The organism is Pseudoalteromonas sp. P1-11 (assembly GCF_001399995.1).
Taxonomy (GTDB): Bacteria; Pseudomonadota; Gammaproteobacteria; order Enterobacterales; family Alteromonadaceae; genus Pseudoalteromonas; species Pseudoalteromonas atlantica.
In genome coordinates this window covers 25,964-40,534 of the sequence record NZ_LJSP01000012.1, presented here as the reverse complement: position 1 = coordinate 40,534, position 14,571 = coordinate 25,964, and the positions used below count along the sequence as shown (strand labels likewise).

The 14,571-nt window shown below is 41.8% G+C and carries 11 protein-coding genes; 6 read left to right on the top strand and 5 right to left on the bottom strand.

Translation table 11 applies throughout. From position 1 onward, the window contains the following. Positions 1–39: 39 nt before the first annotated feature. Together AN390_RS16290 and AN390_RS16285 are read left to right on the top strand one after the other, a co-directional pair. Positions 40–765 (top strand): response regulator transcription factor, encoded by a 726-nt coding sequence (locus AN390_RS16290; protein WP_055255381.1) that lies wholly within the window; start codon positions 40–42, stop codon positions 763–765. A gap of 10 nt (positions 766–775) precedes the next feature. Beyond that, positions 776–2,260, top strand: coding sequence for a cell wall metabolism sensor histidine kinase WalK (locus AN390_RS16285; protein ID WP_055255380.1), 1,485 nt, complete (start codon positions 776–778; stop codon positions 2,258–2,260). A gap of 42 nt (positions 2,261–2,302) precedes the next feature. On the opposite strand, the gene AN390_RS16280 is transcribed toward AN390_RS16285, so the two are convergent. Next, positions 2,303–4,489, bottom strand: coding sequence for a S9 family peptidase (locus tag AN390_RS16280; RefSeq protein ID WP_055255379.1), 2,187 nt, complete (start codon positions 4,487–4,489; stop codon positions 2,303–2,305). A gap of 133 nt (positions 4,490–4,622) precedes the next feature. After that, positions 4,623–8,330 (bottom strand): S8 family serine peptidase, encoded by a 3,708-nt coding sequence (locus AN390_RS16275; RefSeq protein ID WP_055255378.1) that lies wholly within the window; start codon positions 8,328–8,330, stop codon positions 4,623–4,625. A 238-nt stretch (positions 8,331–8,568) separates the two neighbouring features. On the opposite strand from AN390_RS16275, the gene AN390_RS16270 reads away from it, so the two are divergent. Next, positions 8,569–9,033, top strand: a complete 465-nt coding sequence (locus AN390_RS16270; protein ID WP_004589012.1) for a DUF2721 domain-containing protein — start codon at positions 8,569–8,571, stop codon at positions 9,031–9,033. A gap of 50 nt (positions 9,034–9,083) precedes the next feature. Here the strand turns inward: AN390_RS16270 and AN390_RS16265 are convergent, their stop codons facing one another. Next, entirely contained in the window at positions 9,084–9,617 is a 534-nt protein-coding gene (locus AN390_RS16265) for a S8 family serine peptidase (protein ID WP_055255377.1), read from the bottom strand. A gap of 11 nt (positions 9,618–9,628) precedes the next feature. Next, complete coding sequence (locus AN390_RS16260; protein WP_055255376.1) at positions 9,629–11,962, bottom strand: S8 family serine peptidase; 2,334 nt, start codon at positions 11,960–11,962, stop codon at positions 9,629–9,631. A 214-nt stretch (positions 11,963–12,176) separates the two neighbouring features. Here AN390_RS16260 and AN390_RS16255 point away from each other — a divergent pair, with 214 nt between their 5' ends. Next, the gene (locus tag AN390_RS16255) at positions 12,177–12,629 is read left to right on the top strand and encodes a cytochrome c (RefSeq protein ID WP_024032101.1); all 453 of its coding nucleotides are present in this window, start codon (positions 12,177–12,179) and stop codon (positions 12,627–12,629) included. Positions 12,630–12,693: 64 nt separating this feature from the next. Here the strand turns inward: AN390_RS16255 and AN390_RS16250 are convergent, their stop codons facing one another. After that, complete coding sequence (locus AN390_RS16250; RefSeq protein ID WP_055255375.1) at positions 12,694–13,356, bottom strand: cytochrome b/b6 domain-containing protein; 663 nt, start codon at positions 13,354–13,356, stop codon at positions 12,694–12,696. 149 nt (positions 13,357–13,505) lie between these two features. Between AN390_RS16250 and AN390_RS16245 the strand changes: the two genes are divergently transcribed. Together AN390_RS16245 and AN390_RS16240 are read left to right on the top strand one after the other, a co-directional pair. After that, positions 13,506–14,210 carry an AzlC family ABC transporter permease gene (locus AN390_RS16245; RefSeq protein ID WP_055255374.1) on the top strand — a complete coding sequence of 235 codons (705 nt, stop codon included), beginning with the start codon at positions 13,506–13,508 and terminating at the stop codon, positions 14,208–14,210. After that, a complete protein-coding gene (locus AN390_RS16240; protein WP_004589018.1) occupies positions 14,207–14,506 on the top strand; it encodes an AzlD domain-containing protein in 300 nt (99 codons plus the stop codon). Before AN390_RS16245 ends, AN390_RS16240 begins: the two co-directional genes overlap by 4 nt. Positions 14,507–14,571 lie beyond the last annotated feature (65 nt).

Below are 14,571 nucleotides of genomic sequence, written 5' to 3'. Positions count from 1 at the left end.
GTGAGGCGACACGGATGTCCCTTTTTTACGAGGTTAACCATGCGGCACGAAAAAATACTGGTAGTAGAAGACGACAGAGAAATAGGGCAATTAATAACAACTCAACTTGCTGCGTTAAATTTGCATGTTGATCATGTTGTAAGCGCTGAGCTCGCACTAAAAAAAATAGCAAAACAACCTTACGGGCTTATTTTACTGGATATAAACCTGCCACAAATGGATGGCTTGAGTTTATGCCGTAAAATTAAAGAGCACTACCCTACCATTTCCGTTATTTTACTTACCGCGCTCAGTAGCGATATGGACCGTGTAATTGGCCTTGAAATGGGTGCTGATGACTATATTTGTAAACCCTTTTTTGCTCGCGAATTACAAGCCCGCGTTAAAACACAACTACGCCACCGCTCACAGCTTCTAGCGATTCAAAATAACGAAAACGACAGCCCGAGCAGCGAACAAAGGCTAAATATCGGCTCACTCAATATTGAATTTAGCTCACATCAAGTTTATTTAGACGAACAAGCACTTAACCTCACCGCCACTGAATTTGATTTACTGGTATATTTTGCTCGCCACCCAAACCATGTTTTTAGCCGCCAGCAATTACTCGACAAAGTATGGGGGTATCAGCACAGCGGGTACGAGCATACCGTTAACTCACATATAAATAGGTTACGCGCCAAACTTGAGCTACATCATCAAGCGCCTATTATCGAAACCGTTTGGGGCGTTGGCTACAAACTAAATCCAAGCCAACTTACTTAAGAGCCTTATTATGAACCTATCTTTGTATCAAAAATTAGCCGTGTCGTTGGTGGTTATATTTTGTTTTATTTGTGCACTTGTTTACAGCTGGAGTAAACAACTAGAGCTCACCTCAAAACATCATGGCGAGCAAAACCTGCACTTAGCCCTAGCTGAGCATTTAGTACAAGATAACCCATTAATAAAAGAGGGTGTATACGACTACGCAGCCCTAGAAAACCTATTTCATACCTTAATGTTATTAGGCCCCGCATTTGAGTTTTATTTTGTAGATGAAAACGGAAAAATCCTCACTTACTCAGCAGAGCCTGGTAAAGTTAAACGCACTCATATTAATTTAGCCCCCTTAAAAAAGCTGATTAACACCCCAGCTGCAGCGCCAATTTATGGTGATGATCCAAGAAATAAAGCGCAGCAAAAAATATTCTCTGTAGCGCCTGTTTTTAATAACGATAAGCTGCAAGGGTACTTGTATGTAATTATTGGCGGTGAAGCTTACGATACCTCTTTAAACACAATTAAAAATAATGACAAACTATGGCTTGCCGCATTATGGCTTGGAGCTGCACTTGCATTTTTACTGATTGCGATGCTTATTTTACTGCGCTTTTTTACTAACCCTATTCAGCGATTAGCCCGTGATGTAAGCAATATTGAAGCAGCTAATTACAGCCTTACCGATACCAAACTTAGTAACTATTCGACCCAAAAAAGTAACGAAGTGCACAGTTTAGGCCGTAACATTCAAGCGATGGTTACCCGTATTGACGAGCAATTTAAAGCACTTGAGCAAAGCGATAAACAGCGCAAGGAGTTGCTTACCCACTTATCTCACGATTTAAGAACCCCCCTTGCCTCTTTGCAGGGGTTTTTAGAGGTGCTTAATCAATCGAGGTCGCAATTAAGCGTTCAAGAACAACAAGCATACTTACATGTATCCCTTAATAACTGCGCGCAGCTTAAACAGCTTATTGAACAAATTTTTGAATTAGCCCATTTAGAAAACGGCGAAATAAGCATTCACAAAGAAACCTTTAATTTAGGTGAGCTTATTTACGATTGCATTGCTAAGTTTTCTCTAACCGCCGAGAAAAAAGGCCTTAACTTAACGGTAGAACCTGCAATTTGCGATTTTCCTGTTGTAGCCGATATTGCAAAACTTGAGCGTGTTTTAAGTAATTTAATTGATAACGCAATAAGGCACACGCCTAAAGGCGGCAGCATAGCTGTAAACGTTAAGCGTATTGATGAAAAGCAATTATTTGTGCAGGTTTCTGATACCGGCGTGGGTATTAAGCATGATGAGCTAAACGCGATTTTTAATCCGCATTATCAGGCTTCAAATTCAAATAACGAAGGGCGCCAACAAGGTGGCTTAGGGCTGGCTATTTGTAAGGGGTTACTAAAACTTATGGACAGTGAAATAAATGTACAAAGTGAGCTGGGCAAAGGCACTATGTTTAGCTTTAACTTGCCGCAAAAAATAAAGGTATAGCCAACGGCTATACCTTTAGAACATTACTTAATTTTGATTTAGTTAGTTTTTAATACCGGCTAAATCAAGCATAAATGCATAGTTTAGCGCAGTATCTTCTAGGCGTTTAAAGCGACCAGACGCCCCGCCATGGCCGGCTTCCATATCTATTTTAAACAGCAGTTTATTATCATCTGTTTTATAGTCACGCAGCTTTGCAACCCACTTAGCCGGCTCAAAGTATTGAACTTGTGAGTCATGTAAACCGGTAGTCACTAACATATTAGGATACGCTTGCTTTGAGACTTGATCATACGGCGAGTACGACAGCATGTAATCGTAATACTCTTTTTCATTTGGGTTACCCCACTCACCATACTCATTGGTAGTAAGTGGTATGCTTGCATCAAGCATAGTGGTAACTACATCAACAAAAGGCACTGCTGCGACCACCCCTTTATATAGCTCTGGTGCTTGGTTAACCACCGCGCCCATTAATAAACCACCAGCACTACCACCGTAGGCAAATATTTCGTCTTTTGCGCCATAACCTTGTGCCACTAATGATTTGGTTACATCAACAAAGTCGTTAAAAGTGTTCTTTTTAGTTAATAACTTTCCGTCTTCATACCATGGGCGCCCTAACATTTGCGAACCACGCACATGCGCTATAGCAAACACAAAGCCACGGTCTAATAAGCTTAAACGTGAGCTTGAAAAAGTAGGGTCCATGGTGGCGCCGTACGAGCCATAACCATATTGCAGTAATGGGTTTGTGCCATCCTTTTTAAATGCATCTTTACGGTACACTAAGCTTACGGGGACTTTTATACCATCGCGCGCATTTACAAAAATACGCTCCGAGGCATAGTTATCTGCGTTAAAATCACCTAACACGGCTTGCTGTTTAAGTAGGGTTTTATCACCTGATTTAAGGTCAATATCGTACGACGAAACCGGTGTCGTCATACTGGTATAATAAACACGTAATTTGTCGCTGTTTATATCGTTGTTGCCATAGCTTGCAATGGTATAGGCACTGTCGTTAAAGCTTAGCGTGTGCTCATCTCCAGTCGATAAATGGCGAACAATAAGGCGCGACTGACCCAGTTCTCGCTCTTGATATACAAGGTAGTCTTTAAATAAATCAATGCCTTCTAGCTTAATATTATCGCGCGGCGCAATTACCGTTTGCCAATTTGCTTTTTCATGCGCTTTATCTACATCCACCTTCATAAGCTGAAAGTTAACCGCATTTAAGTTAGTGACGATGTAATACGTATTGCCAAGCTTTGAAATACTGTATTCTAGATCGTCCTCACGCTCAATTAAGCGCTTAGGTTTTGCTTTATTATCATCTGCGCTGAGTACCGACATACCAGAGGCATTGGTGCTGCTGTGCCAAATATATATTTCTGAGCCATCTTTGCTCTTACTAATACCCGTGTAATAACTTGTATCAGCTTCTTCGTAAATAAGTTCATCATCGCTTTGCGGTGTACCTAACGTATGGCGAAAAACTTGATAGCCAAGTAAGGTTTGTGCATCTTTTTTAATGTAGTAAAAGGTTTTATTATCGTTTGCCCAAATAACGCCGCCATTTGTTCCCTCAAGCGTGTCTTCGAGTAAATGACCTGTGGTTAAATCTTTTACCTTTATGGTGTAAATTCTACGGCTAACGGTGTCTTCCCCATACGCCATTAAATTTCCGTTAGTACTTACAGATAAGCCACTTACAGCAAAGTAGTCGTGATCTTTGGCCAACGCATTTACATCTAAAATAACTTGCTGATCAGTGCCTTTAAAATCGCTACTGCGAACATAGGTAGGGTATTCGTTTTCGCCACGCGTTTGCGATGAATAAAAATAGTCGCCTTTTTTAACAGGCACCGAGTCATCGTCTTTTTTAATACGCCCTTTCAACTCTTCAAATAACTTATCTTGCAATGTTTGAGTATGCGCAAGCATTGCCTCGGTATAAGCGTTTTCAGCATTTAAGTAACTTATAACGTCTGGCGCTTTACGCTCGTCATCACGCAACCAGTAGTAATCATCAATACGCGTATCGCCATGAATCGTCATTTCATGAGGTACTTTTTTAGCAATTGGCGCCACGGCGCTCACTGGTTTTTCTGTTTGTTGTGTTTGCATAGTAGTTGCTGTATCTGAAGGTGTACTTTTTGGCGCATTATCACACCCGGCTAGCACAGCGAGTGATAACGCGGCTAGCGTGAATGAAGAACGAATCATTATGAAATCTCTATGGTTTTTATTATTGGTGCTATTAAATATACCTAATAATAAAGCGTGGTGTAATTTAGTTTGTGAAGCTATGTAAAAAGGGAGCCGAGGCTCCCTTTAAAATAACGTGCTAGTTATAATATTACTTTTGTTTACGACGACGCATAAATGCAAACGGCGCAGCAAGTAACGTTAACCAAGCTAGTGAGCCCGATGAACCATTGCTTTCAGGCTCTGGTGTTGGCGTCACTGGCTGAGGGTCTGCAATGGTATCGTTAACAACGATTGATACCATAGTTTCTTCGGCGCTAGTGCCTGATGCTTCACGCACTGTGTATGTAAAGCTATCTTCACCAGAGAACTGTGCATTTGGCGTATAATCAATCGTGCCATCTTCATTCACGGTTGTAGAGCCATTTGCTGGTGCTGAAACCACTTCAACAGTTGATGCCACTAAGCTGCCTTTAATCCTTACACCTTTATGGGCAGAGAATTCTGCGTTTTCTGTTTCTGAAGAGGCTACTGCGTCAAATACAAAACGCGACTCAGCCATATCATTAGCTAATACATCAATAGTCACTGTTTGTTCTTCATCAACTTCTACTGCATCTGCGGCTGTGTAATGGCTGCGATCTTTTGCAAAAGCTTGATATTGAATATCAACAACACCGCCTTTGATTTGATCGACTAAGTAGCCACTACCAATAGCATTACCCGTTGGAACAGTGTCCAGCATTGCACCTACGTTGCCATCAGCAGACTCTACACCCGCTGAGTAAGGCGCAGGTAAAGCAGGCACATCAATGTAGTTCATACGAACTTCATCAGTGCCTTCTTTTAAGATCACTTGGAACGTGTACTTATCACCTAAAGAACTACCCCAAAGTTCAACGTCATGCCATTCTACAACTACATAGCCGCTATCAAATTTAGCCACATAAAGATCACCGCCACCGCTCGTGCCACCCGCTAAATCAAAGTCAGCCCAAAGCGGCGCAATAACACCATTAGGTGTACGTGCATTAGGCATTGCTTGAGGGCTCCAAGAGTTAGTTGTATTTACATCTGCACCAACAGCAATAAAGCCGTTATCTGAGATAGTAAATGCTGAGTACTCTTTCCCATCAAAAATAAAGTCAGCTTCAACCGTAATAGTTATCTCATCACACCCGTCAGGACACGCTTGTGGCTCAATGCCTTCATCAGCCAATGAGAAGGTACCTAAGAAATCACTGCTGTTAATAGCAAATTCTTTTGGTCCCAATGTACCTGTCCAGGTTAGCTCTTTATTGTCTTCACTTAATGTTACTTCACCTGCACCATTAGTCACTTCAACAACAGGGGCAGCACCTTTAAGAAGTTCCGCATTTTCATCAAGTTTTACATTTACTGATAGCTCGTCAGTGAACAGAGTATTATTAAATTGCACACCTACTTTTGCTGGAGTAGAAGAATTTAAAGAATCGGCATCGACTGTTGCACTAAACACACTGCTATTGGTTGCTTCGTTATCGTAAATAGCAAATGGTAAGTGAGCGATTTGACCTGTCTCAGTATGAGTCCACACTACATGGCCAAAGTTCCAACCTTTAACATCGTTAAATGTTGAATCAATATCTAAGTTAAATTCAGCCATGTCAGTGCTTGTTTCTGCGCCTTCAGAGTCTGTAGAGGTAGAACCGTGCGCGCCAAGCATAACGGTGCTAGGCGAAACCGTAATTTCAGCGCCTTGCATATCGGTTACTACTTTTGCAGTCCACTCACCAGCAACATCAGTCATATTTTGCACGGTATTTGAGAAGCTACAAACGCTTAAACAACTTGGATCGGCGTAAGAGCCATGATCAAATGTAAGTGCTGCCTCTAGCGCATTAGGCATATCTAATCGACCGGCACCTACATCAAATGCATCAGCTTTTGTCACTAAGTCTTCTTTATGTAGGCCATCCATTTTAGATGAGCTCATAAGCGCCGTTTTGATTTGTACCGCATTCCACTCTGGGTGAGCTTGCTTCATCAATGCTGCTGCACCAGCAACATGAGGGCTTGCCATACTTGTGCCTGTAATCGCATTAAAGGTAATACCATTACCTTCATCTGGCGAGTACGCAGATAAAATATCTGTACCTGGCGCTGCAATATCAGGTTTTAAGAAGCTAGGCTCACCATTAGGACCACGCGAACTTGAAGAGTTTACTGCATCAGTAAATTTCTCTTGAATTGTTCTTTTAACACTAGGGTCGAGTGAAGCAATAACCGGCTCTTCAGCTGCAGTTAACAGCTCAACCAAGCTTAAACCATCTTCTTGGCTAATCGCTGAGGCTGGAATTGTGGCGTCATCCATAGACATGCCCATTGCACCGCCAGCAACATTGTTATGAATTATAACCGCCGTCGCACCTGCTTTCGCCGCATTTTCAGCTTTGGCTGAAAACGCACAGCTACCACGAGAGATTAATGCTACAGAGTCTGCAAATGAGATATCTTCAGCAAACTCTTCACACCCTTCAAAATTATCAGGAGCAATCACTTGCGCCGAAATAATAGGAAGTGAAATAGGGCCTGTTAATAAACCATTGCTTCCTTCAATGCTTAAATAGGTTTCACCTGCCACTTCAATTTGTTGAGAGAAGAAACGCCCTGTTTGCGTATTGGCAACTGTTAAACCAGACTCAATACAGCTAGGGCAACCAATAGTTTGTGCGCCGTTACCATCGTTACCTGCTGCAGTTACAACCACTACACCCGCTTCTTCTGCAGCTGTGAATAAATCACTGTATGCACTGCTTGATGGATTACCACCTGCACCACCGCCCCACGAGTTATTAATTACGTCTGCGCCATCTTTAATGGCCGCTTCTAATGCCCCCATTAGTGCAACGGTAGTACCGCTGCCTCGTCCATCGGCTGTGTGCCAAAGCGCTTTATAAGCCATTAACTGTGCCGCTGGTGCAACACCTGAAATTGACACGTTATTGTCTTGGTAAGTAATTTCAATTGGGTTACCTACAGCAGTACCAGCAACATGCGTTCCGTGACCGTCGTAACCGAGTGGAGAACCAATATATTCATCAGGGTGAACATCACTTGGTGTTGGGCCAAATGCACGCGCCACTATTAATTTATTATTACAAAAATCGGCTTCACCACCCTCTATACGACAGTAATCGGGGTTTTCTGCGATGTAAGCCGCTTCTTCTTCACTAAACTCTGCAGCTGCAAAACCCACATCTGAAAACATAGGGTTTTCTGGGCGAATACCCGAGTCAATAATAGCAACTTTAACGCCTTTACCAGCTTCAGATTGACCACCAAGCGCCTGCCATGCCTCAACGCCTCTAATCACATCAATAGAAGCATCCATTAATGTGTGGTACTCAGTATCTAAAAATACTTTTTTTACACCCGCAAGTTTAGCGAGCTTTTCACGTTGACCTTGCTCACCTTCTACCACGATACCGTTGAATAACGTACTAAATGAATGTGAAACCGAGCCACCGCTAACAGATGCGGCTACTTGCGCTACACTTTTTTGTTTTGCTTTTAAGTAGCTGCTGTACTTTAACGCAGGTGCTGAAGATAGATTAACTTTATTATCCCCAGTTACTGCTGCAGAGGTTGCTTCAAGCCCTGCAATGCCGCCTTTGTAGGTTGCTAGCGGCTCGTCTTCAAGCTGGATAATATAGCGTGCTTTAGTAGAAATGGTTTTATCTTGAGAGTATGTTTTTACACTTGATGTTTCTGGGACATATCCTTTAGATAAATCAGGTGCGGCGGCTGCACCGTATGACATCATAGCTAAACCTATAGCTGATGAAATAGCGGTTCTTTTCAGTGTTATATTAGACATTATTTCCCCTGGAGTGAGTTTTATATTATTGTATTTACTCAATTCAATGTGATTAGAATTGTGATTTTAATATAGAACTACAGCCCTCAAGCTAGCAACAACTCAATTACAAGTGGATTACAAAACAGCAGGAATAGCATCGCAAAAACATCACAACAAACTAATTTTAAATAAGTTTTTCCATTTCTGTAATTTGTAAATCACTGTAAACAAAACCTAACTTCTCTATGGAAAATGAATGAGTAACGACGTTATAAATATTTTAACCATGGCTAAAGTAATTCAGACAGCCGTCGCCCCAGTCTTTTTAATTACGGGTATTGCTGCCACGCTCGGGGTTTTATCTAATCGCTTAGCCCGCATTACTGACCGTGCGCGACAACTTGAGCGAAAACTCAAGGTAAGCACCGATGAAGACTTTAATAAAACCCTAGCCACAGAGCTGCGAGCCCTGTTAAAGCGCTCTCGATGTATTCACATTGCTTTTAGTATGAGCGTGCTAAGCGCCTTGCTAGTATGTGCTGTGGTTATGCTGTTGTTTTTATCACACATTCAGTCTATTAATTTAGGGGTAACAATTGCCAGCTGTTTTGTGGCTGCAATGGCCTTATTAATATGTGGGTTTATGTCGCTACTTGGCGAGGTATTTTTGGCCACACGTAGTATGCGCCGAGGGATGATATTTGCTGATATTAACGATTAGCAATAAAAAAGCCCGAGATTTTCTCGGGCTTTTATCACAACATTTTAATTTTATTGTGCAGTATAAATAGTCTCTAACACTTCAATTCGCGCTTCTTTAGTATAATCAGATGACTTTAACTGCTCTGCAGCAGCTAAAATATCTTGACCCTCATTAACAGCTAAAACCGCTATTTTAGTACCTGGGAAAACAGACACTACCTTTAAGCCAGACAGCTGAGCTACCTCTGTTGCGTTCATGCCATCTTTAAGCAAAACAGTAATATTGCCAGAAAGCGACGTTAAGTTGTTTGTTAGGACATTACGTACCAGTGTACCTTTTGTTACTAACGATGAAGCCTCAGAAGACTCAACAACCGCCATCTCACCTTTAGTAGAAACAACATACTCATCAGCAGCAACACTTGTTGGTACTAAACGTAAGTTTTTTTCTACAACGTAAGAGCCAAAGGCGGTTTTGCTGTATTTCACACTATTTACCGGCTTTTTTGGAAGTTGCAGCTCTTTATCTGCTACTGAACTCGCTGTTGCACTTAGAGAAATACACGCAGCAGCACCTAAAATAACTAATTTATTCATTTTCATATCTATATTCCTTACTCTTGACCTGCGTGACCAAATGCTCTCAACGAAACGCCTTCTAAAACGCTTGCGGCACGGTTATTTGAAATACCTACGGCACCAAGTCCGTTATCCCCGCCATCGCTGAATGCAAAGCTATCTGCTGCAGCATCAAGAACACGAATAGTCCAAGTACCTTTTGTTGTCTCGCCATAGAAAGCATTAGACAGTAGTACCGCATCTTTTAAAACATAGCCAGTGTTCCAACCGTTAGTAAAGCTATAAGCTGGGTAAAATAGAGCTTGCTTAGACGCTAGTAATACACTGCGTGTGCCTGATGGAGACGTCACTTCAATTGCTAAATCGGTACCAGCAGATGTTTGCGTACCATCCGCTAAACCAAAGCCCATTTCAGTATTGCTCACATCAAACTTAAACTGCATTGCTTCAATGTTTAGCTCTTCTTCAACAGTGATTTGCTGTGTAACACCCGCGGCACTGTTATCTGGGATTTCTAGCGTAAGGGCCTCTTCTTCAACAACAGAGCCAACACCACTCCAATCTGTAATAACTTGCTCACCTAATGCTACGTCGTACTCTTTTGCCATCGCAACTGCAGCACCAGCATCTACACGTCCAAAACCGTATAAGTTATTAAAGTTATAACCTGCTGCATTTTCAACCCAGCCGTCATGCGCTACAAATTCACCTTCACCAACGCTTAGCGTTACAACTTCATCTTCTGCATCGTTGACTGTGCTTGTAGTAGCTAAGATATGACGAACATCACGCCATGTTAGCTCTGAATTAGCTGATAAAATCAGTGATACTACACCTGACGCATTAGGTGCTGCCGAAGAAGTACCATTAAACGTAGAGGTATAGTTACAGCTAGCGTTATCTTCATGTCCTGGGTAGTTGAATGGGTATTGCGATGCAGCAAAGTCTTCGCCATATGCTGCAGCCCATGCCGTAATCGAGCTACCATTAAAGCCTGAGTACCCATTAATACAGGTCATTTGATCAGTTGTTACCATGGCAGGCGCCCAGCGCCCATATTCACCTGCAGGGGCTGAAACCATTAAGTTAGCACCACCGCTTGAGTAGCTTGTATGCGTACCATCAGCATTTACAGCTGCAACGCTTAAGTAATATGGATGACCTTGGCTTGGCTCAAACGCGCCGTTATAACAAGTAAGGCCTAGCTCATTTGCGCCGTTATCGGCACATAATGACCCTTCATCGCCACCATCTACAAACGAGTTACCGCTCGACTTCATGTTTAGCGCACCTTTACCATCACGAAGGTTAAGGTTAGGGTATGACTCGATAGCTTCATCTAGCTCTGAGTAGCCAATAAACGTTGGGAATGTAATACCGTAGCTGCGGTTAAACGCAGAAATATTTTCTGATGTGCTAATACCGCTACCTGGGAAACCATGCGCGAGTAAATCAGTTTGCTCAATTTTATCGCCACCTAGGTAGTTCATGCCAATTAGACCAGCATCTGGTGCAACACCGCGCCCGCCCTTACCATTCCAACCTTTCGCTGCAATTAAGCCTGCAACACTGGTACCGTGGTCGCCGCTATTTGACAGACTTGTAGGGTCGGTGCGATCCAACACATCAACATCTAAATTTAAAGAACGGTTTGGTAACACGTTATCAACTAAGTCTTCGTGACGAATTTCCATACCAGAGTCAACAACAACCGCCGTTACGCCAGCACCTGTAACACCTTGAGCGTACGCAGCTGCTACGTTCATATCTTCGCCAGCAACCAATTCTTCTGCTTCTGATTCAGCAAAATCCTCGTCAAAAATAGTTTGCGCTTCTTCTTCGCTGTAACCTAATTGGTTGACATATAAATCAATTAGGCCTTGTTTCATTTCATCGCTTAGCGCGTACGATTTTTGACCTGTGTTACGCAGGTGCCATTGCTGATTAGCTAACGGGTCAGTTGCAATATCACTAATTGTTAATTGCGCAGACGCCGACTTACCATTTGCATTAGCGGTGTAATCAATTACCGCGTCTTCGCCTGAAACAGGAACGTAAGTAAAGGTATCGCCTTCAACTGTTAGTAAGCCATGGCTAAAAGTATATACGCCATCTTGCGCTTCAACCGCTTCACCATTTTCAGTAAATGTATAACTAAGTGTATCGCCATCGTTATCACTTGCATTAAACTCAGCAGTTACAGGTACCCATTGCTTTAAATCAGCAACGGCTACATCGCTTGCTTTTGGTGCAACATCAGTTACTACAGCAACTTGGCTATTATTGTCATTGTCGCTGCCGCCACACCCTGCTAGCGTCATAACTACTGCGGCAGAAAGTGCCGACATTTTAAAAATATTATGCTTCATAAACTTCCTTCGTTAATTATTTTTATGATGACTCAAGGTACACAACAGGGCACTTAATAACAACGCGCTGTTTACAGTCGTTAACAATAAACTGACAAACTGTAATGATATATTCAGAAAACAAGCTATGAGACATTAAAGTTTCACTTGAATAAAATAAGTAATCGATTCAAGATGTCTAATTAGTAGATATAATTTCTTACAGGGGCAAAACATGAAATTAAAACAATTTTTAGCAGGGGTTGCTTTAGCAACATGTACACTTAGCGTATCTGCAAATACTGCATTTAAAGAGCCAAGTGATGCTATTGAATACCGTCAAGCTGCGTTTTCTATGATTTCAGTTCAAATTAGCGATATGGGCGCGATGCTAAAAGGTAAAATTCCTTTTGATGCAGAGCAATTTAAAATGCGCGCTAATAACGCAGCAGCCCTTTCTAAAATGCCGTGGGAAGCGTTTTACGAAGGCACTGATAAAGGTGATACAGCAGCATTAGCTGATGTATGGTCTGATAATGCAACCTTTGTTAAAAAAGCCAATGCCTTTGCTGCCAATGCAGATAAGCTAGCTTTAGCAGCCCAATCTGGCGATAAGGCGGTAATTGGTAAAGCATTTGGCGCATGGGCCAAAGGCTGTAAAGATTGCCACAAGCAATTTAAAGACTAATTACAATTAAAACAATGCACACTAAAACGGCGCTTTATGCGCCGTTTTGTTTTTTTGTTAGCTATTAACTTAGCAAATAACTAAGTGGTTCTTTGCCCCACGTAACTGCCAGTAGTACTAACAATCCAACAAAAATAGCCCACGCCAACCAAGGAGCTTTCGTGTTATCTATATTAGTTTGAGTGGCTTGCTCGCTGTTAGCCTGTTTACCGGTGAACATTGCTTTGACAAGTGGTTTTCCTTTTATTTTATACACAACAATGGCAGTAACATGCAGACAAATGGCATAAAATAAAATATCGAAATTAAGGCGGTGCAGCCAATTTGCAAAATCAACCGTTGAGCTCGACACATACTCAACCAAAGGCCCATCAGTCAAAATACCATCACTGCTCATTAGCCCGGTCACTAACTGCACGATAATAAGTACAAAAAACAACAAAACCATATAGCTACCTGGCGCCGAATGACCCACCCCTTTAATGGGGTTTTTAAACTCTTTAAATACTGCTATTGGCGAGTGCAGTAACGCGCTTAACTTTGCCGTTTTACTGCCCACCAGCCCCCAAACTAAACGGGTCACTATTAATGCGATTGCGAAAAAGCCAGCCACAAAATGAAGCTCAATCATGCCCTCGTCAATGCTAAAGTAAAGCACAGCAATATTAATCACTAATAACCAATGAAAGCTTCTTATAAAGCCATCCCATACTTTTATACTTTGCATATACATCCTCAACTTGTTGCCAGGCTCTGACACATTATTTTGATACTAAAGCCATTATTCCAAAGTTTTACTACCGCTGCATTAATGATATTACATAAAGCGCTATTTATGGCACACTAAACGCACAAACTTATTACTTACTTGTATTAATGAATATAACTAAACGCGCAGTATTAAAAGGTTTTTTTGATATGCTCCCGCTTTGCCTGGCGGTCGTTCCTTGGGGAATATTATGTGGCTCTTTAGCGATTCAAAATGGCTTTAGTGCCTTTGAAACACAAGCAATGTCATTACTTGTATTCGCGGGTTCTGCACAATTAGTTGCAATTGAACTGATGGCCGGTAACACCCCTTTACTGACTATTTTATTTACCACATTTATTATTAGCTCTCGGCATTTTTTATACGGTTTAGCCGTACGCCATAAAGTTATTTCACAGCCATTTCGGTGGCGCTTACCAATAAGTTTTGTACTAACCGACGAGCTGTTTGCCTTTTCGCATCACCGCAAAGCCTATAAAACAAAAGCGCGCCTAATATATGCTTTAAGCGCGGGTTTTAGTTTTTATATTGCATGGAACCTTTGGACACTCATAGGCATAGTTGCAGGAAGTGTGCTCCCTGATTTAACAAATTTAGGGCTCGACTTTGCTATTGCAGCTACATTTATTGCGCTTGTGGTACCGGGCATAAAAAATTTAGCCTCGCTGGTTACTGTGATTGTTGCGGGTATTAGCGCCACAGTTTTAAAAAGCACGGGGTTTGAGTTGTGGTTGGTTTGTGCTGCTCTACTTGCAATGAGTGCAGGCTACTTTACTACAAGGCTTACACAAAAAAAGGACAGCCCATTATGATGCTCACTATATTATTAATGGCGTGTATTACCTTTTTTACTCGTTACTTATTTTTACATCAACGCCTTGGTTTTAAAGTGGGCCCTAAAATGCAGCAGTTTTTAAGCTTTAGCGCACCCGCTGTACTAACCGCTATTTGGGTACCCATTATTTTTATAAATGAAGACGGGCTCAACCTAAACTGGCACAACCCTTATTTAAGCGCAGCCATCGTTGCCATTATTGTTGCCTATAAAACACATAATATTTATTACACAACGCTTGCCAGTATGGGGTTATTTTTAATTTTAAACTAGGGCGTGTTGACCTTTGGCGTTTGAATTTGCAGCAGTATGTTTGGTTTTTAGGCAAGGCAGAGCCT

What these genes read in the sequence shown, in the direction of transcription:
- AN390_RS16260 (WP_055255376.1), bottom strand. Translation starts at nt 11,962, where the DNA reads ATGAAGCATAATATTTTTAAAATGTCGGCACTTTCTGCCGCAGTAGTT.
- AN390_RS16290 (WP_055255381.1), top strand. Translation starts at nt 40, where the DNA reads ATGCGGCACGAAAAAATACTGGTAGTAGAAGACGACAGAGAAATAGGG.
- AN390_RS16250 (WP_055255375.1), bottom strand. Translation starts at nt 13,356, where the DNA reads ATGCAAAGTATAAAAGTATGGGATGGCTTTATAAGAAGCTTTCATTGG.
- AN390_RS16280 (WP_055255379.1), bottom strand. Translation starts at nt 4,489, where the DNA reads ATGATTCGTTCTTCATTCACGCTAGCCGCGTTATCACTCGCTGTGCTA.
- AN390_RS16270 (WP_004589012.1), top strand. Translation starts at nt 8,569, where the DNA reads ATGAGTAACGACGTTATAAATATTTTAACCATGGCTAAAGTAATTCAG.
- AN390_RS16265 (WP_055255377.1), bottom strand. Translation starts at nt 9,617, where the DNA reads ATGAAAATGAATAAATTAGTTATTTTAGGTGCTGCTGCGTGTATTTCT.
- AN390_RS16285 (WP_055255380.1), top strand. Translation starts at nt 776, where the DNA reads ATGAACCTATCTTTGTATCAAAAATTAGCCGTGTCGTTGGTGGTTATA.
- AN390_RS16240 (WP_004589018.1), top strand. Translation starts at nt 14,207, where the DNA reads ATGATGCTCACTATATTATTAATGGCGTGTATTACCTTTTTTACTCGT.
- AN390_RS16255 (WP_024032101.1), top strand. Translation starts at nt 12,177, where the DNA reads ATGAAATTAAAACAATTTTTAGCAGGGGTTGCTTTAGCAACATGTACA.
- AN390_RS16245 (WP_055255374.1), top strand. Translation starts at nt 13,506, where the DNA reads ATGAATATAACTAAACGCGCAGTATTAAAAGGTTTTTTTGATATGCTC.
- AN390_RS16275 (WP_055255378.1), bottom strand. Translation starts at nt 8,330, where the DNA reads ATGTCTAATATAACACTGAAAAGAACCGCTATTTCATCAGCTATAGGT.